The sequence below is a fragment of the Pseudomonas sp. HN8-3 genome, assembly GCF_020790195.1.
Classification (GTDB): domain Bacteria; phylum Pseudomonadota; class Gammaproteobacteria; order Pseudomonadales; family Pseudomonadaceae; genus Aquipseudomonas; species Aquipseudomonas synxantha_A.
The window spans coordinates 1,486,167-1,504,123 of the sequence record NZ_CP086206.1 but is presented as its reverse complement, the minus strand read 5'-3'; the positions used below and the strand labels follow the sequence as shown (position 1 = coordinate 1,504,123).

Here is a 17,957-nt window from a genome sequence, read left to right as displayed (position 1 = left end):
GCCTTCATGCGCCATCAGCGACATGACCTGATCGCGCCGGTGCCCGGCACGGCGCGGCAGATCCACAGTTTTCACTTCGGCCCGCAGCAGGCCGCAGGCAAGGTCTACATCCAGTCGTCGCTGCACGCCGATGAATTGCCGGGCATGTTGGTGGCCTGGCATTTGAAAGTACGCCTGGCCGAGTTGGCCGCGGCCGGGCGCTTGCGTAGCGAAATCGTGCTGGTGCCGGTCGCCAACCCGGTGGGCCTCGAACAAGTGTTGATGGACATCCCCTTGGGCCGCTATGAACTGGAAAGCGGGCAGAACTTCAATCGCCTGTTCGTCGACCTTGGCGAAGAGGTCGGCAACCAGGTCGAAGAGCTGCTGGGCGATGATCCCCAGCACAATGCCCGCTTGATCCGCAGCGCATTGTCCAGCGCCCTGGCCGCGCACACCGCCCAGACCCAACTGCAATCCCAACGCCTGGTACTGCAACGCCTGGCCTGTGATGCCGACATGGTGCTCGACCTGCATTGCGACTTCGAAGCCGTGGCGCACCTGTACACCACACCTGAAGCCTGGCCACAGGTAGAGCCATTGGCGCGGTACCTCGGCTCCGAGGCCAACCTGCTGGCCACCGACTCCGGCGGACAGTCCTTTGATGAGTGTTTCACCCTGGTGTGGTGGCAGTTGCAGCAACGTTTCGGCGAGCGCTTCCCGATTCCCATGGGCAGTTTTTCGGTGACCGTCGAACTGCGCGGCCAGGGCGATGTAAACCATGGTCTTGCCGCGCTGGACTGCCAGGCCATCATCGATTACCTGATCCACTTCGGCGCCATTACCGGCGATGTGACGCCCCTGCCCGCCCTGGCTTACCCGGCCACGCCATTGGCGGGTGTGGAGCCCGTCACCAGCCCGGTCGGCGGCTTGCTGGTGTTCAGTGCCTTGCCGGGTCAATACCTGGAGGCCGGGCAACTGCTCGCCGAAATCATCGATCCCATTACCGACCGCGTAACGCCGGTGCGCTGCGAGCACGCCGGCCTGCTGTACGCCCGTTCGCTGCGACGCATGGCCACTGCCGGGATGGTCATCGGCCATATCGCCGGCACGCAGGCCTACCGCAGCGGCTATCTACTTTCGCCTTGAGGATGCACGCCCCATGTACAAACTGACCGTTGAAGGCCTGCATAAAAGCTATGGCGACAATGAAGTGCTCAAAGGTGTTTCGCTCAAGGCCAGGACCGGTGACGTGATCAGCCTGATCGGCGCCAGCGGCTCCGGCAAGAGCACGTTCCTGCGCTGTATCAACTTCCTGGAAACCCCCAACGATGGCGCCATGACCCTGGACGGCCAGGCGATCCGCATGGTCAGCGACCGCCACGGTATGCGCGTGGCCGACGACGCCGAGCTGCAACGCTTGCGCACACGGCTGGCGATGGTGTTCCAGCACTTCAACCTGTGGAGCCATATGAGCGTGCTGGAAAACATCACCATGGCCCCGCGCCGCGTGCTGGGGTGCAGCAAGAAAGACGCCGAAGACCGCGCCCGCCGCTATCTGGACAAGGTCGGGCTGCCGGCACGTGTAGCCGATCAGTACCCGGCGTTCCTGTCTGGCGGCCAGCAACAGCGGGTAGCCATCGCCCGCGCCCTGGCGATGGAGCCTGAGGTGATGCTGTTCGATGAACCCACCTCGGCCCTCGACCCGGAACTGGTGGGTGAAGTGTTGAAGGTGATCCAGGGCCTGGCCGAGGAAGGCCGCACCATGATCATGGTGACTCACGAGATGAGCTTTGCGCGCAAGGTCTCAAGCCAGGTGCTGTTCCTGCACAAGGGCCTGGTGGAAGAGCAAGGCACCCCCGAGGATGTGCTGGGCAATCCGAAAAGCGAGCGCCTGCAGCAGTTTCTAAGTGGCAATTTGAAGTAAACCTTTGTGACGCCTGGAGGGTCTCTGCAATAGAGCCTCCAGAGCGTCCGCTGCCGCATGGCAAAAAACCCCGATTTCGCCAAACAATGGTTTGCCGCCAAAGGTTGGAAACCGTTCGCCTTTCAGAAACATGTATGGGCAGCGGTCAAGGCTGGCCAGTCAGGGCTGCTGCATGCCAGTACCGGTGCAGGTAAAACCTATGCCTTGTGGTTCGCCGCCCTCAACCATTTCGCCATCACCCGCCCGCCCGCTACCGGCAAGCGCAAGCCACCCGCTGAACCATTGACGGTGCTGTGGATCACGCCGATGCGTGCCTTGGCTGCCGATTCCGCACGTGCCCTGCAGGCACCCTTGGACGCCCTGCAAATTCCCTGGAGCGTGGGCCTGCGTACCGGCGACACCAGCAGCAGCGAGCGCGCACGCCAGACCCGCCGCCAACCCACCGCTCTGGTCACCACCCCGGAAAGCCTGACGCTGATGCTCGCACGGGCCGACAGTGAGACGAGCCTGGCGCACCTGCGCATGGTGATCGTGGATGAATGGCACGAGCTGATCGGCAATAAGCGCGGCGTGCAGTTGCAACTGGCGCTGGCGCGCTTGCGGCGCTGGCATCCTGAGTTGATGGTGTGGGGCATTTCCGCGACGCTGGGTAATCAGGCCCACGCTTTGGAGGTTCTGGTCCCACAGGGCGGTGGGATCAATGTACAGGGGCAGACGGCCAAGGCACTGCAGGTCGACACCTTGCTGCCGCCCGTCACCGAGCGCTTTCCCTGGGCCGGGCATATCGGCTTGAAGATGTTGCCGCAAGTGGTCGCAGAGGTAGAGGCCAGCAGCAGTTGCCTGGTCTTTACCAACACCCGGGCGCAATCGGAGATCTGGTATCAGGCGATTCTCGATGCCCGCCCGGACTGGGCCGGATTGATTGCCCTGCACCACGGCTCGTTATCGCGGGAGACCCGGGATTGGGTGGAGCGAGCATTGAAAGATGGGCAGCTCAAGGCGGTGGTGTGCACCTCCAGCCTCGACTTGGGTGTGGACTTCCTGCCGGTGGAGCGAGTGTTGCAGATCGGCTCCGCGAAAGGTGTGGCGCGGCTGATGCAACGCGCCGGGCGCTCCGGCCATGCACCGGGTCGGCCGTCACGGGTGACGCTGGTGCCGACCCATAGCCTGGAGCTGGTGGAGGCGGCTGCCGCCCAGGATGCAATTGCGCAGCGGCGCATCGAAGCGCGGGAATCGCCACACAAGCCGCTGGATGTGCTCGTGCAACACTTGGTCAGCATGGCCCTGGGGGGTGGGTTTACCCCGGATGCGCTGCTGGCGGAAGTGCGCGGCGCCTGGGCCTATCGCGATCTCACCGAAGCGGATTGGGCCTGGGCCCTGGGGTTTGTACGCCATGGTGGCCTGTCACTTACCGCCTATCCGGATTACCGCCGTGTGGAGCCCGATGAGCATGGCATCTGGCGTGTCCCGGATGCCCGCCTGGCACGCCGTCACCGCATGAGCGTCGGTACCATCGTCAGTGATGCCAGTATCCAGTTGAAATTCTGGAGCAAGGGTGGCGGCGGCAAGAACCTGGGCAGTGTCGAAGAGGGCTTTATTGCGCGGCTCAAGCCGGGGGATGGGTTTCTGTTCGCCGGGCGTTTGCTGGAATTGGTGCGCGTGGAAAACATGACCGCCTACGTGCGCCGCAGCAGCGCGAAAAAAGCCGCGGTGCCACGCTGGAATGGCGGGCGTATGCCGCTTTCCAATGAACTGGCCCAGGCGGTGGTCGAACGTTTTGATGCGGCGGCGCATGGGCACTTCGACGGCCCGGAGATGCAGGCGGTACAACCGTTGTTGCACACCCAACTGCGCTGGTCTGGCCTGCCGACGCGCGACAACCTGCTCGCCGAAACCCTGCAATCACGAGAAGGCTGGCACCTGTTTCTGTACCCCTTCGCCGGCCGTCAGGTACACCTGGGCTTGGCGAGCTTATTGGCGTGGCGGGTCAGTCAGCAGCAGCCGGTGACTTTCTCCATAGCCGTGAATGATTATGGCCTGGAACTGTTGAGCGCCACGCCAGTGAACTGGTCGTTGTTGTTGAATACGGCGTTGCTGAGCCCACAGCGCTTGCTGGAGGATGTGGCCGCCAGCCTTAACGCAGGAGAACTGGCCCTGCGCCGCTTTCGCGAAATCGCGCGGATCGCCGGGCTGGTGTTCGCCGGGTATCCCGGTGCGCCGAAAAGCACGCGGCAGGTGCAGGCTTCCAGCGGATTATTCTTTGAAGTGTTCAAGCAATATGACCCGCAGAACCTGCTGCTGGCCCAGGCAGGGGAAGAAGTCTTGCGCGATGAGTTGGATATTCGTCGGTTGGAAGAGACATTAAGTCATCTATCGGCACTGAAACTGGACGTGCATACGATTCAGCGGCCCACGCCCCTGGCCTTCCCGCTGTTGGTGGAACGGATGCGCGAAAGCATGAGTTCGGAGAAGTTGTCGGAGCGCATCGCACGGATGGTCAAGGACCTGGAAAAAGTCGCCGACAAAGGAAAAGCTTGATGCATTGTGCACTGACGCTTGCAGGCGAAGAACTGTGGTTATTGGCGGACAAGGCCGTGTACTGGCCCGCTCGTCAGTGCCTGCTTATTGCCGATGCGCACTTTGGCAAAGCATCGGCCTATCGCAGCCTGGGACAACCTGTGCCCCAGGGCACCACCACGACGAATCTGGAACGCCTGGACAGGCTGTTGTCGGCACTGCCGTGCGCGCAGTTGATCTTTCTCGGTGACTTCCTGCATGGCCCAGGTTCTCACGCCAGCGGCACCCTCAGCGCGATCCGGGCCTGGCGTGCACGCAATGGCGAACTGGCCTTGACCTTGATTCGCGGCAATCACGATAAACGCGCCGGCGATCCCCCGGACGACTTGAGAATTGAGGTGGTCCCGGAGCCGCTATTGATGGGCCCTTTCGCCTTGCAACACGAACCCGACGTTCACCCCAGCCACCACGTATTGGCGGGGCACGTGCATCCGGTGTATCGCTTGCGCGGCAAAGGCCGTCAGCGCTTGCGCCTGCCGTGCTTCCAGATCGGTGAGCGGGTCAGCCTGCTGCCGGCGTTTGGCGCATTTACGGGAGGTTATGCCGTGGAGCAGGGTGATGACCGCCGAATCTTTGTGATCGGCGATCAAACCGTTTGGCCGATTCAGTGAAGTGCTGACCGGCCGTCCGAATATCAGGCGACGGGGGCCGGTGGTGGCTCGTCAGGCAGGGTAGGCTCACCTGGTTCGGTGGGCTGTGGGTAATCGGGCTCTGGTTGGCCGGGGGGAATGCCGCCCGCGTGAGCGGGGTTAGCCATCAGGGACCAGGCCAGAACACCAATCTGGTTGGGTTCAAGCCGGGCGAGTTCTGCGCTGATTCGCGGGTCGATCTTCATAAGGTACTCCTCAAGCGTGGCCCGACGCGTTTTGCACGCGCCGAGGCAGTACACCTGAATAGAGTCACTTTGTGCAGACTAATTCCCTTTAACCGTAGGAGCTTTCGATCAAGCGCGTGGGAGAGTGACGCCACGTTGGCCCTGGTACTTGCCGGCGCGGTCTTTGTAGGACACTTCACAAGCCTCGTCGGACTGCAGGAACAGCATCTGTGCCACGCCCTCATTGGCATAGATCTTTGCCGGCAAGGTGGTGGTGTTGGAGAACTCCAGGGTCACATGACCTTCCCACTCCGGCTCAAGCGGGGTGACGTTGACGATAATGCCGCAACGAGCGTAAGTGCTTTTACCCAGGCAGATGGTCAATACGTCGCGGGGAATGCGGAAGAATTCCACGGTACGCGCCAGGGCGAAGGAGTTGGGCGGGATGATGCACACGTCGCTCTTGACGTCGACGAAGCTTTTTTCATCGAAGTTCTTCGGATCGACAATCGCCGAATTGATGTTGGTGAACACCTTGAATTCATCGGCGCAACGCACGTCATAGCCATAGCTGGAGACCCCGTACGAAATCACCCGCTCGTCACCTTCGCCACGAATCTGGCGCTCGACGAACGGCTCGATCATGCCGTGTTCCTGCGCCATGCGGCGAATCCACTTGTCCGATTTGATGCTCATGGCGGTGTCCTGAATAGCGAGGTGGAAAAATCTGTGGGCCATCTTACCGGGGCCAGCCTTGGGGTTCAAAGGCCGCAAGGGTTTTCTTGATCAAAGCCCTGCCCGCTATAAGCCTCAGCCAACGCGGCCGGGGCCGGGATTGCCGTCAGGGATGGCTGTAAATACCACCGCCAGTCACGAAAATAGAGAAACCTTCGGAAATACCATTGGCACGTTCCGGAAAAAGGGTTAAGGTGGCGCCACTGTGCTGCTTGTGTCACTGAGAATCTCTACACGATATGTTGAATTTCGATCCAACCATCTCCAAGAATTTTTCCTGCTCTTTGCACTCAGTCTCGGCCAGGGCTTTTCCTGAGTCGCAGTTAACTTTGTCCAAGGAGTTACACCATGTCTAATCGCCAAACTGGTACCGTTAAGTGGTTCAACGATGAAAAAGGCTTCGGCTTCATCACTCCACAATCCGGTGACGACCTGTTCGTTCACTTCAAAGCTATCCAATCCGACGGCTTCAAAAGCCTGAAAGAAGGCCAACAGGTTTCTTTCATCGCTACCCGCGGTCAGAAAGGTATGCAAGCTGAAGAAGTTCAAGTTATCTAACTTGTACTGACTCAGTCGAAAAAACCCCGCTCTTAAAAGCGGGGTTTTTTTATGCCTGGATTTTGAGAGAGGCCTGAACAAAAGCCGGGCATAAAAAATGTGGGAGGGGGCGTGCCCCCTCCCACATCCAAGCTTTCAAGCTGCGTCGCTTACTGGAACAACGACTCACTCGACAAGCCATTCTTCTCAAGGATCTCACGCAAGCGCTTGAGGCCCTCCACCTGGATCTGCCGCACCCGCTCACGGGTCAGGCCAATCTCCAGGCCTACATCTTCCAGAGTGCTGCTCTCGTGACCACGCAGGCCGAAGCGGCGAATCACCACCTCACGCTGCTTGTCCGTAAGCTCTGACAGCCACTGGTCAATACTTTGGGAAAGATCATCGTCCTGCAACAGCTCGCAGGGATCGGTCGGGCGATCATCCGTCAGGGTGTCCAGCAGGGTTTTATCCGAATCCGGCCCCAGCGAGACATCGACCGACGATACACGCTCGTTAAGGCCCAGCATGCGCTTGACCTCCCCTACCGGTTTTTCCAGCAGGTTGGCGATCTCTTCAGGCGAAGGTTCATGATCGAGTTTTTGCGTCAGCTCACGCGCCGCCCGCAGGTAGACGTTGAGCTCCTTGACCACATGGATCGGCAGCCGGATCGTGCGGGTCTGATTCATGATCGCCCGTTCGATGGTCTGGCGAATCCACCAGGTGGCATACGTCGAGAAGCGGAAGCCCCGCTCGGGGTCGAACTTCTCCACCGCCCGAATCAAGCCCAGGTTGCCCTCTTCGATCAAGTCCAGCAGCGACAGCCCACGATTGACGTAGCGTCGGGCGATTTTCACCACCAGGCGCAGGTTGCTTTCAATCATGCGTTTGCGCCCAGCCGGATCGCCCTTCTGCGACAAGCGCGCAAAATGGACTTCTTCTTCGGGAGTGAGCAGAGGGGAAAAGCCGATTTCATTGAGGTACAACTGAGTCGCATCGAGCGCCCGGGTGTAGTCAATGTACTTGTGTTGCTTTAACGCGGAGGCGTTCCTGGATTTGGTACGAACTGAAGGTGGTGCCGCTCCTTCATTATCTGACATCGGATCCGTATCGATGCCGGCCTCCATAAGGAGAACCTCATCGTCGATGTCAAACTCCGGCGCTTCTTTACTGAGAGCCATTGTTATAGTCCTTTGGTGAGTTCGACCTCAAGCTCAAGCGACGCCTTTATCCTTGGCAACGCTGGAGCCTGTTCCTTCTACGTGAGGGAACAGGCTGTGCAACACATCAACGACGGGGCAGGAATTGCAGCGGATCTACAGGCTTCCCTTGGCGGCGAATCTCAAAGTGCAGTTTCACCCGGTCTGTGCCCGTTGAACCCATTTCGGCAATTGTCTGTCCGACTTTGACCTGCTGCCCCTCCCGAACCAACAGCCTGCGGTTATGACCGTAGGCACTGACGTAGGTATCGCTGTGTTTGATGATGACCAGCTCGCCGTAGCCCCGTAGACCACTCCCGGCGTACACCACCGTCCCATCAGACGCAGCTAAAACAGGCTGTCCCAAATCCCCGGCGATATCAATGCCTTTATTCAAACTACCGTTTGAAGAGAATTTTCCAATCAGTACGCCATTTGAAGGCCATCCCCAGCCGGTCGGCGCCGGCCCTGCAGGTGGCAACGGCGCGGGTGCGGGCTTGCTTGCAACGCTAGGCGAAGCACTGCCTGCAGGCCGGGTGATGACGGTGGTTTTGCTCGAAGACGATGGCGAAGATCCCGACTTTGTCACAACTGCCGTAGCCGCCGAACCTGTGCGGCCATCGAAACGAATGGTCTGCCCTGGATGAATGGTGTAGGGCACGGGAATGTTGTTACGAGCGGCCAGCGCCTTGTAGTCCCAGCCATAACGGAAGGCAATGGAGAACAGTGTGTCGCCTTTGCGCACCACATACTGGCCCGTGGTCACCGTGGGCCGCTGCGGTGCTGCGTTGGTGCGGTCAACGACACGCGCACCGCCCGATGGAGTGCTCGAGCAGGCGGCCAATAAGGAACTCAAGACAAGGCCAAGCACCAGTCGCTGAAAGCTTGTTTTACTCATTCGCTGCGCAGGACCTGTGAGACTCACCCGCCGCTCCCTTTGTGGTGGCTGAACGTTAACGCCTGGATCAGGCTTGAAATATGACGCAAGTATAACTGGGCATTGGCTTTTTACTGGCACCCGACTGAAACGAAAAATTCATCTTGTTCAATTGCGGCTGCCAAGCCTGTTGATTCAATAGACCCCGGCGTAAGACACATCCTCGCCAGCAGAATTCACTGCCAGGGAATAAATGCTCAGGCCAAGGGGCCATTCAACAGCGGCACGAAGCGCACCGCGCCCAGCACGTGCCGGGAAAAACCTTCTTCCTCGCGGATAATAAGCATCAACTGTTGCACTTCGCCGGAGCCCACCGGGATGACCAGCCGCCCGCCCGGCGCCAACTGATCCAACAGAGCTTGAGGCACATCGGTGGCCACGGCGGTGACAATAATGCCGTTGTACGGCGCCAGCGCCGGCCAGCCTTCCCAGCCATCTCCCCAGCGAAACACCACGTTGCGCAGGTTCAGTTCTACCAGGCGCTCCTTGGCACGGTCCTGCAGCACCTTGATGCGCTCTACCGAAAACACTCGCTCTACCAACTGTGACAGCACAGCTGTCTGGTAACCGGAGCCGGTGCCGATCTCCAGCACCTTGTCCAGGGGCCCGGCCGCCAGCAACAGCTCGCTCATGCGCGCAACCATGTAGGGCTGGGAGATGGTCTGGTTGTGGCCGATAGGCAACGCCGTGTCTTCATAGGCGCGGTGCGCCAGGGCCTCATCGACAAACAGGTGCCGCGGCGTACGCCGAATCACTTCCAGCACCTGGGCGTTGGACAAGCCTTCTTCGTACAGACGCTGGATCAACCGCTCCCGGGTGCGCTGGGAAGTCATCCCGATGCCACGGCGCAACAAGTCGTCTTGTTCACGAGCCATCAACGCAGTCCCTCCAGCCAGCCATCGAGGCCACTGAAGGCATCACTGAAGGTGCGATCCAATTGCAACGGGGTAATTGACACATAGCCTTGCATCACCGCATGAAAATCCGTGCCTTCCCCGCCATCCTCGGCATCACCGGCCGCGGCGATCCAATAGCCTTCCTTGCCGCGCGGGTCGACCACCTTCAGGGGCGCCGCCGCGCGCGCGCGATGGCCCAGGCGCGTCAGCTGGATACCGCGGATACGGTCGAGGGGCAGATTGGGAATATTCACGTTGAGTACCGTACGCGGCGGCAGGTCCAGAGACTCATGGGCCTGCACCAGCTTGCGCGCGAAATACGCCGCGGTCGCCAGGTTATCCAGTTGCCGCGAAGCAAAGGAAAAGGCGAACGCGGTGCGCCCCAGGAAGCGCCCTTCAAGGGCCGCCGCCACGGTGCCGGAATACAGCACGTCATCACCCAGGTTGGCGCCCAGGTTGATTCCCGACACCACCAGGTCCGGCTCATGCTCCAGCAAACTGTTGATTGCCAGGTGCACGCAGTCGGTGGGGGTGCCGTTTACGCTGATAAAGCCATTGGCCAGAACCTGCGGGTGCAGCGGACGGTCGAGCGTCAGCGAACTGCTGGCGCCGCTCTTGTCCTGGTCGGGGGCAACCACCACGCACTCGGCGTAATCCTGCAGCGCAGCATAGAGCGCGGCAAGACCGGGTGCGGTGGCACCGTCATCGTTTGATATCAGAATACGCATGGGCTGTCCGTCTGCCCCACCGGCACCAGATCAACAAGCTCGCGCACCAAGACAGTGGCGAAGCATCCGGCCGGCAGGACGAATTCCAATTGCAGAATGTCAGGCCCGGGATAATGCCACGTCAACCCGCCAATGGGCAGTCGCAGAATGCGACGTTCCTGGCTCATTCCTGCATTCACCAGCCAATCACGTAGGTCGGATTCGCTGGCAGCGACAGATTGTTCCAGATCATGCGTAAGACCTTTCGCCGGCGAGTCGCCTTCGCCCCATTGTGGGCCAGTCGGGTGCAAGTCCAGGATCGCCAGGCGCGGGTCGCTGCATTCAGCCTCCCCGGCAGGGAAAAAGCTGCGACTGTCGGTAAAGGCCAGCAGGTCACCCACCTGGGCGCGCTGCCAGGAACCGTCGGCGACACGCGCTGCCAGCACTTTGTTGAACAAGTAGCTACGAGCGGTGGACAGCAACCGCGAACGCACGTTGCGTTGCTCCGGCAGGGCCTTGCGAGCAGCCCATTCACGGGCATCCACCACGTTGCCACCGTTGTGGCCAAAGCGCTGGGCGCCGAAATAATTGGGAATGCCATGCCGGGCAATCAACTGCAAACGCGCGTCGATGGCGGCGGTATCGCCGGCCAGTTGGGTCAGACGCAAGGTAAAGCCGTTGGCCGAATGCGCACCACGTTGCAACTTGCGCTTGTGGCGGGTGGTTTTCAGGATCTTGAGGGTGTCGTTTTCCGCACCGCTCAGGTCCGGGTCGGCCTTGCCGGGCAACTGTACGCTGAACCATTGGCGGGTCAGGGCCTGACGGTCCTTGAGCCCGGCATAGCTGACGGTGCGCAGCGGCACACCGGCGGCCTTGGCGATACGCCGTGCGGCCTCTTCAGTATTCAAGCCGCGCTTTTCCACCCACAGCCACAGGTGCTCACCGTCACCAGTCAACGGAATGTCCAGCACCTCATCAACCTGGAAGTCTTCTGCCGTCGCCTTCAGCACCGCGCTGCCCAAGGCCTCGCCGTAGGCCCGCGGGCCCAGCAGTTGCAAATCGTTCATGCGCGCAGCAACAAGGCAACGGAGTGCACGGCGATGCCCTCTTCACGACCGGTAAATCCGAGCTTTTCGGTGGTGGTGGCTTTCACGTTGACTTGATCCAATTCAATTTGCAGGTCTGCGGCAATCAGCGCACGCATCGCTTCGATATGGGGGGCCATCTTGGGCGCCTGGGCCACGATGGTGTTGTCGACGTTGCCGACCTTCCAGCCCTTGGCATGGATCAACCCGACCACATGGCGCAGCAACACACGACTGTCCGCACCTTTGAAGGTCGGATCGGTGTCCGGAAAGTGCTTGCCGATATCGCCCAATGCCGCCGCGCCGAGCAAGGCATCGCTCAAGGCATGCAAGACAACGTCGCCGTCGGAATGAGCCAGCAACCCATGGTGGTGTGCGATGCGCACGCCGCCCAAGGTGATGAAATCGCCCTCAGCGAAACGGTGCACATCGTAGCCGTGGCCAATACGCATAAAAAAACGCCCCGATTTAATTCAGGGCGTGATTCTACCTACTTTTGCCTCACATTAACCGAGCAAAGCACGACCATGATGGCGCAAATGGTCTTCGATGAAGCTGGCGATGAAAAAGTAGCTGTGGTCGTAGCCAGGTTGCAGGCGCAGTTCCAACGGATGGTTGGCCGCCTTGGCCGCTTGCTGCAGGGCCTCGGGCTTGAGCTGAACCGCAAGGAAATCGTCACGATCGCCCTGGTCCACCAGTAGCGGCAGTTTTTCCGAGGCTTCGCTGATCAGCACGCAGGCATCCCATTCACGCCACTTGGAACGCTCTTCGCCCAGGTAACGGGAAAAAGCTTTCTGGCCCCAGGGGCAGTCCATCGGATTGTTGATTGGCGAAAACGCCGACACCGATTGGTAGCGTCCCGGGTTACGCAGCGCGCATACCAATGCGCCATGTCCGCCCATGGAGTGACCGCTGATGCCGCGTTTAGCCGACGCCGGGAAATGCGCCTCCACCAAGGCCGGCAACTCCTGCACTACGTAGTCATGCATCCGATAGTGCTGGGCCCAGGGCTCCTGCGTGGCGTTCAGATAGAAACCAGCGCCGAGGCCGAAGTCCCAGGCGTTGTCCGGATCGTCCGGCACACCGGGGCCGCGGGGGCTGGTGTCCGGTGCGACGATAATCAAACCCAGCTCGGCGGCCATGCGCTGGGCGCCAGCCTTCTGCATGAAGTTCTCATCGGTGCAGGTCAAGCCGGACAGCCAGTACAGTACCGGCAACTTACCGCCCTGCTCTGCTTGCGGCGGCAGATAGACGGCGAAGGTCATGTCGCAACCGAGCACATCGGAATGATGCTTGTAGCGTTTATGCCAGCCGCCGAAGCTCTTCTGGCATGACAGGTTTTCCAGACTCATGGCCGACCTCAGAAGTGAATGACGGTACGAATGCTCTTGCCTTCATGCATCAGGTCAAACGCTTTGTTGATATCTTCAAGGCCCATGGTGTGGGTGATGAAGGTGTCCAGCGGGATCTCACCGGTCTGGGCCATTTCCACGTAGCTTGGCAGCTCTGTGCGCCCACGCACGCCACCGAATGCCGAACCGCGCCAGACGCGCCCGGTGACCAGTTGGAACGGACGCGTAGCGATTTCCTGGCCGGCACCGGCCACGCCGATGATCACCGACTCGCCCCAGCCTTTATGGCAGCACTCAAGCGCCGCACGCATCAGTTGCACATTGCCGATGCACTCGAAGGAAAAGTCCACGCCGCCGTCGGTCAAATCGACAATCACGTCCTGGATTGGGCGGTCGTAATCTTTCGGGTTAATGCAGTCGGTAGCCCCCAGTTGCTTGGCGATTTCGAACTTGGCCGGGTTGATGTCGATGGCAATGATGCGACCGGCCTTGGCCTTGACCGCGCCGATCACGGCCGACAGGCCGATACCGCCCAGCCCGAAGATAGCCACGGTGTCGCCCGGTTTGACCTTGGCGGTGTTGAGCACCGCGCCGATGCCTGTGGTGACGCCGCAACCAAGCAGGCAGACTTTTTCCAGCGGAGCTTCCTTAGGAATCTTGGCCACGGAGATTTCCGGCAACACGGTGTACTCGGAGAACGTCGACGTGCCCATGTAGTGGAAAATCGGCTGGCCCTTGTAGGAAAAGCGCGTAGTGCCATCCGGCATCAGGCCTTTGCCTTGGGTAGAACGGATGGCCTGGCACAGGTTGGTCTTGCCCGACAGGCAGAATTTGCACTTGCCACATTCCGGGGTGTACAGCGGGATCACATGATCGCCGACAGCGACTGAAGTTACGCCCTCGCCGATGGCTTCGACCACTGCGCCGCCTTCGTGACCCAGGATCGACGGAAAAATGCCTTCCGGGTCCGCACCCGACAACGTATAGGCATCGGTGTGGCACACGCCAGAGGCAACCACCCGCAACAGCACCTCGCCAGCCTTGGGCATGGCGACGTCCACTTCCACGATCTCAAGGGGCTTCTTGGCTTCGAAGGCTACGGCGGCGCGGGACTTGATCATCCGGGTTTCTCCAGGGGGTTAAAAATTGATTGCAGCAGTGTAAAACATGGCTGCCTGATTAATAATCCAGGCAAAAGCAAAACTTTATTGCTGTACAGGGATAATGATCATGCTGGAAAACCGCTGGGAAGGCATTGATGAATTCGTCGCAGTGGCCGAGTGCAGCCAATTCACGGCGGCGGCCGAGCGCCTGGGAGTATCGTCGTCCCATATAAGCCGCCAGGTGGCCCGCCTGGAAGAGCGCTTGCAAACGCGCCTGTTGTATCGCAGTACGCGCAAGGTGACGCTGACCGAAGCGGGTCAGACGTTTCTGCAGCATTGCCAGCGTTTGCAGGATGGTCGCGAAGAAGCCCTGCGGGCGGTAGGCGACCTCACCAGCGAGCCCAAGGGCATGTTGCGCATGACCTGCGCAGTCGCCTATGGCGAGCGCTTTATCGTGCCACTGGTGACCCGGTTCATGGCGCTCTATCCGCAACTGCGGGTGGATATCGAACTGAGCAACCGTCAATTGGATCTGGTGCACGAGGGCCTGGATTTGGCCATCCGCCTGGGTCGCCTGCAAGACTCGCGCATGGTCGCCAGCCGCCTGGCACCGCGGCGCATGTACCTGTGCGCCTCCCCTTCCTACCTGGAACGCTATGGTCGGCCACATAGCTTGTCGGAACTGAGTCGGCATAACTGCCTGATCGGCAGCTCGGATATCTGGCAACTGGCCCAGGACGGGCGGGAATTTTCCCAAAGGGTTCAGGGAAACTGGCGCTGTAACAGTGGGCAGGCGGTGCTGGATGCGGCGCTGCAAGGTGTAGGGCTGTGTCAGCTGCCGGATTATTACGTGCTGGAGCATTTGCACAGTGGTGCGCTGGTGTCATTGCTGGAGGCGCATCAGCCACCGAATACGGCGGTGTGGGCGCTGTACCCGCAGCAGCGGCATTTGTCGCCGAAGGTCAGGAAGCTGGTGGACTTTCTCAAAGAAGGCTTGGGTGACAATTCGGTCTATCGAACATAAACAGCTACCGTTCGTGCATTGCCTGGACACCGGTTAATAACCGCTTTCATTAGAAAACCAGGCAAGCCCATGACGTCCAACACTCGGCAACTCCAGCATATCAATCATTTTGTCCGAAAGGTTCTGGCCGACTTTCCGGTGCCCAGCGCAATCGCAGCCCAATTGCTTTGCGAGCATCTACAACCATTCACTCAGGAACAACTGGACCCGGATACTACGTTCCTGACCACTCTGGAATACAACCTCGACAATCCCAATGCACCCTACACTGCAGTGATCGTCCAATCCATGAGCCTGACCGAGGCCATGATCTGCAATGCGCCCCATGCCCCTGGCGGCATGATCAACAACACGGGCTTTTCCACTATCGCGCCGTACTTCAATATCGTCGATGAACTGCCGCGCCTGATGGATAACCGCATACCGCAAATGTTCAACGAAGAGTTCATCACTTCCGGCTGGATCCCGCCCAGACGGTATGAGGCGCTTTACCGGCAAAGCGAACCTCAGGCCTACGACCCGACCACCCAACTGGAGATCGCGCCAGCCGTTCTCAGAAAGGTGATTGACTCAAGCAACTTTGAACAAACCTATGACAAGGCCATCACCCAATTCTGGGGTGAGCATCGGGACAATTACACCACCCTGATGCGCATTGCCTTCGCCAAGGCTTACCTCAATCAGTACGAAGAATTCACGCTCACCGAAGCAGAACGGCAACTGGCCGCACGAGCGGCAGGTATCGGCGTCGACAGGGACGCCAGCAACCTGACCCTTGAAGATTTTCAGGCGCCCTACTCACCGGATAAAAACTTATCCGTGCGCGTGCTGCGCATTCATCAGTTCGACGCCACCGACATTCTTACGATTACCGACACCCAGAGCCAGATCACCCTGCTGTACGTCCCCGGCAACTCCTCCCCCATCCATGGTTTCAACAGCCCAACGGACATGCGCAATGCGCTGGTAAAAGTGGCCAAGGACCCGACCCAGCGCAAAGCGCTGACCAACCACTTTGAACCCGACTCGATTGACTCCGGCCTGATCTACTGTGGTGTCGAGGAAGCATTGATCGGTATGGCGATGTACCCGGAATCTTCCAGCCCCGCCGGTTTTTTCAATAGCTTGTTGCGCAACGGTTATTGGGACCCCGAGCAATACATTAATAACCCAATGTATCCGGCGCTCAGAAGCAACCCATTTGCGTTTATCGCACGACAGATCCGCAGTCGGATTGCAAAATTGGCAGCCAAAACCGTTGTCTCGCCCTTGGACACATTCAAAGCCGACACCCTCGACGCCTTGGATAAAGCCTGCCTGCTGGCGATCCCCGTGGCGCTGACCATGGGCACCGCGTTGCTGGCGGAGTTTTGTTTCATTACCTCAGGTTTGACTGGCATGGCGATCGGCGCCGATGACGTGCTCAAGGACAAACCCCACGCCGTTGAGCGCATGGTGTTCGGCGCCCTGAACGCGCTCCCGGTGGTTATCCACGGCATCAGCAAAGGCGCGAGCAGTCTCGAGGCGTTACGCCCCGTGCTTGGCCCGGCTACGCGGGCAGAGGAGGGCCAGATCAACGTCAAGGTGATCACTCAGGCCTCCGCCCAAACCGAGACTCGCCCCCTGGTCGCTGCAACATCTCCCAGCGGCTTGCAGACCGTCAAGATTCAGGGCGAGACCTTCCTGACCTACAAAAGCCCGAATGACTGGGGTTCTTTTGAGCTGTTCGTGAATAATCCAGAAGCCCCCGAGAAGACTCAAGCCACGGGTCTCTACGCTATTCAGAGCTCCGACCTGCAATGGCGACGTGCCGGATTGACCGGAGGGGGGGCATTTCGCAATGCCTGGCAACGGGTTTACAAACTGTTCGATAGCACCCAGCAGTTGAGTTTCTTCAGCGCCTACCAGATGCCAGCGCCCGTGCGCGAGACCGTCGTGCAGATGCTCACCGACACCAGCTCATTTTCGGAAGATTTCGAACCCTTCGGAATGGATGCACAGTCGATCAGCAACGCCCGGAGACTGTTCTTTGAGAAAAGGAGCCAATTAAACCAGGATTCGGCGATCTTCTTTCACCACCTGCCCTACTCGCCCCTGCAGCCGGTCCTCCCCCGCTTGAGCTTGAACGAATCACAGCAAAGCATTATCGAGAAACTGCTACGTGCCAGTGACGGCCTCGTGATCGGCGAAAGCCACAGCGCCGAATCGAGCAAAGCCTTTCTGATCGACAACATGCAGATACTCGCCAGCCAAGGTGTCAAACGCATCTACTTCGAACATCTGCTGACGGATGTGCATATTCCGATGCTGAAGGCTTTTTACCGGTCGAAGAACGCCCCTATGGCCGAGGCGCTGACAAACTTCCTGAACGGGATCTACCCATTGCCCCGAAACCACTATTACTCATTCACAAACGTCGTGACCAAAGCCCGAGAGGCCGGAATCAAGATCCAGCCGATCGACTGCACCGTGAGCTACATACTTCGCGATATGCGCGACAGTGCGGGAACCCTGCGCCAGCGGATGATGAACTATTACGCTACCGAGGTGATTCAGTGGATCCAGACCTCCAAGCGCCAACCCGGTAAATGGGTCGCACTGGTGGGCGATACCCATACCAATACGTTCAAGGACATCCCTGGGCTGGCCGAACTCACCGGCAGCATCGGCCTGCGGATAGAAGATAGGATGGGCACCCACCCGTTGGGCATCGAAGTCGATCCGGGGCGCACCGCCAGCCTGGGCCTGAACAAAGGGGAAGGCACGGTCAAAGCCAACCTGGTCTTGCGCGTTGATCCTGCCGCGTTGCAGCACTCAATGGAATCACAGCCCGGCCCTTCGCACAGTCGAGTGGTGAAGTCGGCCCAGGCACTGCTGACACGGCCAGGCCAATTCATGCTCACCGAGGCCACCCACATTGACTATCGGTCCCGACGCGGGGACCTGCGCAGTTTCAGGATCAACAGCCAGGAAGGCCGGAACTCCATCAACGTGGTCGGCTGGCCTATTGATGAGAAGCCATTCGACAGCATTGAGGCATTGGTGAGCGAGCTGAAAACCCTGCCCGGGTTGGAGCAAGTCTACGGCTGAG

General features: G+C 59.7%; 17 protein-coding genes. 7 read left to right on the top strand and 10 right to left on the bottom strand.

Features of this window, described 5'->3' with window-relative positions; all coding sequences use genetic code 11:
* The first annotated feature begins 6 nt into the window (after window positions 1-6).
* Genes LJX92_RS06740 through pdeM form a run of 4 tightly spaced genes read left to right on the top strand, consistent with a single transcriptional unit; the run spans window position 7 to window position 5,091 of the window.
* On the top strand, window positions 7-1,125 hold the full coding sequence (locus LJX92_RS06740) for a succinylglutamate desuccinylase/aspartoacylase family protein (RefSeq protein WP_032877355.1): 1,119 nt from the start codon (window positions 7-9) through the stop codon (window positions 1,123-1,125).
* A 13-nt stretch (window positions 1,126-1,138) separates the two neighbouring features.
* Window positions 1,139-1,903 carry an ABC transporter ATP-binding protein gene (locus LJX92_RS06735; protein ID WP_005785775.1) on the top strand — a complete coding sequence of 255 codons (765 nt, stop codon included), beginning with the start codon at window positions 1,139-1,141 and terminating at the stop codon, window positions 1,901-1,903.
* A gap of 57 nt (window positions 1,904-1,960) precedes the next feature.
* On the top strand, window positions 1,961-4,441 hold the full coding sequence (locus LJX92_RS06730; protein WP_228309474.1) for a ligase-associated DNA damage response DEXH box helicase: 2,481 nt from the start codon (window positions 1,961-1,963) through the stop codon (window positions 4,439-4,441).
* Window positions 4,441-5,091, top strand: coding sequence for a ligase-associated DNA damage response endonuclease PdeM (gene pdeM, locus LJX92_RS06725; protein ID WP_078820477.1), 651 nt, complete (start codon window positions 4,441-4,443; stop codon window positions 5,089-5,091). The genes LJX92_RS06730 and pdeM overlap by 1 nt, the downstream gene beginning before the upstream one ends.
* Window positions 5,092-5,114: 23 nt before the next feature.
* Here the strand turns inward: pdeM and LJX92_RS06720 are convergent, their stop codons facing one another.
* Both LJX92_RS06720 and dcd read right to left on the bottom strand, forming a co-directional pair.
* Window positions 5,115-5,315, bottom strand: a complete 201-nt coding sequence (locus LJX92_RS06720) for a hypothetical protein (RefSeq protein ID WP_032877358.1) — start codon at window positions 5,313-5,315, stop codon at window positions 5,115-5,117.
* Window positions 5,316-5,423: 108 nt separating this feature from the next.
* Complete coding sequence (dcd, locus tag LJX92_RS06715; RefSeq protein WP_003189215.1) at window positions 5,424-5,990, bottom strand: dCTP deaminase; 567 nt, start codon at window positions 5,988-5,990, stop codon at window positions 5,424-5,426.
* Window positions 5,991-6,377: 387 nt separating this feature from the next.
* Here dcd and LJX92_RS06710 point away from each other — a divergent pair, with 387 nt between their 5' ends.
* Complete coding sequence (locus LJX92_RS06710; RefSeq protein ID WP_002554837.1) at window positions 6,378-6,587, top strand: cold-shock protein; 210 nt, start codon at window positions 6,378-6,380, stop codon at window positions 6,585-6,587.
* Window positions 6,588-6,736: 149 nt separating this feature from the next.
* On the opposite strand, the gene rpoS is transcribed toward LJX92_RS06710, so the two are convergent.
* From rpoS to LJX92_RS06670, 8 genes are all read right to left on the bottom strand, one after another.
* On the bottom strand, window positions 6,737-7,744 hold the full coding sequence (gene rpoS / locus LJX92_RS06705; protein ID WP_032877359.1) for an RNA polymerase sigma factor RpoS: 1,008 nt from the start codon (window positions 7,742-7,744) through the stop codon (window positions 6,737-6,739).
* A gap of 106 nt (window positions 7,745-7,850) precedes the next feature.
* Window positions 7,851-8,687 carry a peptidoglycan DD-metalloendopeptidase family protein gene (locus tag LJX92_RS06700; RefSeq protein ID WP_032877360.1) on the bottom strand — a complete coding sequence of 279 codons (837 nt, stop codon included), beginning with the start codon at window positions 8,685-8,687 and terminating at the stop codon, window positions 7,851-7,853.
* Between the two features lie 209 nt (window positions 8,688-8,896).
* Window positions 8,897-9,532 (bottom strand): protein-L-isoaspartate(D-aspartate) O-methyltransferase, encoded by a 636-nt coding sequence (locus LJX92_RS06695; RefSeq protein ID WP_010176736.1) that lies wholly within the window; start codon window positions 9,530-9,532, stop codon window positions 8,897-8,899.
* Between the two features lie 41 nt (window positions 9,533-9,573).
* The gene (gene surE, locus LJX92_RS06690; protein ID WP_005785760.1) at window positions 9,574-10,323 is read right to left on the bottom strand and encodes a 5'/3'-nucleotidase SurE; all 750 of its coding nucleotides are present in this window, start codon (window positions 10,321-10,323) and stop codon (window positions 9,574-9,576) included.
* Window positions 10,311-11,369 (bottom strand): tRNA pseudouridine(13) synthase TruD, encoded by a 1,059-nt coding sequence (gene truD, locus LJX92_RS06685; RefSeq protein WP_032877362.1) that lies wholly within the window; start codon window positions 11,367-11,369, stop codon window positions 10,311-10,313. Before truD ends, surE begins: the two co-directional genes overlap by 13 nt.
* Window positions 11,366-11,839, bottom strand: a complete 474-nt coding sequence (gene ispF / locus LJX92_RS06680; protein WP_032877363.1) for a 2-C-methyl-D-erythritol 2,4-cyclodiphosphate synthase — start codon at window positions 11,837-11,839, stop codon at window positions 11,366-11,368. Before ispF ends, truD begins: the two co-directional genes overlap by 4 nt.
* Before the next feature lie 54 nt (window positions 11,840-11,893).
* Window positions 11,894-12,739: an S-formylglutathione hydrolase gene (gene fghA / locus LJX92_RS06675; RefSeq protein WP_032877364.1), complete on the bottom strand. Its 846-nt coding sequence runs from the start codon at window positions 12,737-12,739 to the stop codon at window positions 11,894-11,896.
* 8 nt (window positions 12,740-12,747) lie between these two features.
* Window positions 12,748-13,860, bottom strand: coding sequence for an S-(hydroxymethyl)glutathione dehydrogenase/class III alcohol dehydrogenase (locus tag LJX92_RS06670; protein WP_005785751.1), 1,113 nt, complete (start codon window positions 13,858-13,860; stop codon window positions 12,748-12,750).
* Window positions 13,861-13,969: 109 nt separating this feature from the next.
* Between LJX92_RS06670 and LJX92_RS06665 the strand changes: the two genes are divergently transcribed.
* Both LJX92_RS06665 and LJX92_RS06660 read left to right on the top strand, forming a co-directional pair.
* Window positions 13,970-14,866, top strand: coding sequence for a LysR substrate-binding domain-containing protein (locus LJX92_RS06665; RefSeq protein WP_005785749.1), 897 nt, complete (start codon window positions 13,970-13,972; stop codon window positions 14,864-14,866).
* Window positions 14,867-14,935: 69 nt separating this feature from the next.
* Window positions 14,936-17,956 (top strand): membrane-targeted effector domain-containing toxin, encoded by a 3,021-nt coding sequence (locus tag LJX92_RS06660; protein WP_228309473.1) that lies wholly within the window; start codon window positions 14,936-14,938, stop codon window positions 17,954-17,956.
* Window position 17,957 lies beyond the last annotated feature (1 nt).

What these genes read in the sequence shown, in the direction of transcription:
- LJX92_RS06740 (WP_032877355.1), top strand. Translation starts at nt 7, where the DNA reads ATGCGCCATCAGCGACATGACCTGATCGCGCCGGTGCCCGGCACGGCG.
- LJX92_RS06710 (WP_002554837.1), top strand. Translation starts at nt 6,378, where the DNA reads ATGTCTAATCGCCAAACTGGTACCGTTAAGTGGTTCAACGATGAAAAA.
- LJX92_RS06695 (WP_010176736.1), bottom strand. Translation starts at nt 9,532, where the DNA reads ATGACTTCCCAGCGCACCCGGGAGCGGTTGATCCAGCGTCTGTACGAA.
- fghA (WP_032877364.1), bottom strand. Translation starts at nt 12,739, where the DNA reads ATGAGTCTGGAAAACCTGTCATGCCAGAAGAGCTTCGGCGGCTGGCAT.
- LJX92_RS06720 (WP_032877358.1), bottom strand. Translation starts at nt 5,315, where the DNA reads ATGAAGATCGACCCGCGAATCAGCGCAGAACTCGCCCGGCTTGAACCC.
- pdeM (WP_078820477.1), top strand. Translation starts at nt 4,441, where the DNA reads ATGCATTGTGCACTGACGCTTGCAGGCGAAGAACTGTGGTTATTGGCG.
- LJX92_RS06665 (WP_005785749.1), top strand. Translation starts at nt 13,970, where the DNA reads ATGCTGGAAAACCGCTGGGAAGGCATTGATGAATTCGTCGCAGTGGCC.
- LJX92_RS06660 (WP_228309473.1), top strand. Translation starts at nt 14,936, where the DNA reads ATGACGTCCAACACTCGGCAACTCCAGCATATCAATCATTTTGTCCGA.
- rpoS (WP_032877359.1), bottom strand. Translation starts at nt 7,744, where the DNA reads ATGGCTCTCAGTAAAGAAGCGCCGGAGTTTGACATCGACGATGAGGTT.
- ispF (WP_032877363.1), bottom strand. Translation starts at nt 11,839, where the DNA reads ATGCGTATTGGCCACGGCTACGATGTGCACCGTTTCGCTGAGGGCGAT.
- dcd (WP_003189215.1), bottom strand. Translation starts at nt 5,990, where the DNA reads ATGAGCATCAAATCGGACAAGTGGATTCGCCGCATGGCGCAGGAACAC.
- LJX92_RS06730 (WP_228309474.1), top strand. Translation starts at nt 1,961, where the DNA reads ATGGCAAAAAACCCCGATTTCGCCAAACAATGGTTTGCCGCCAAAGGT.
- LJX92_RS06735 (WP_005785775.1), top strand. Translation starts at nt 1,139, where the DNA reads ATGTACAAACTGACCGTTGAAGGCCTGCATAAAAGCTATGGCGACAAT.
- surE (WP_005785760.1), bottom strand. Translation starts at nt 10,323, where the DNA reads ATGCGTATTCTGATATCAAACGATGACGGTGCCACCGCACCCGGTCTT.
- truD (WP_032877362.1), bottom strand. Translation starts at nt 11,369, where the DNA reads ATGAACGATTTGCAACTGCTGGGCCCGCGGGCCTACGGCGAGGCCTTG.
- LJX92_RS06670 (WP_005785751.1), bottom strand. Translation starts at nt 13,860, where the DNA reads ATGATCAAGTCCCGCGCCGCCGTAGCCTTCGAAGCCAAGAAGCCCCTT.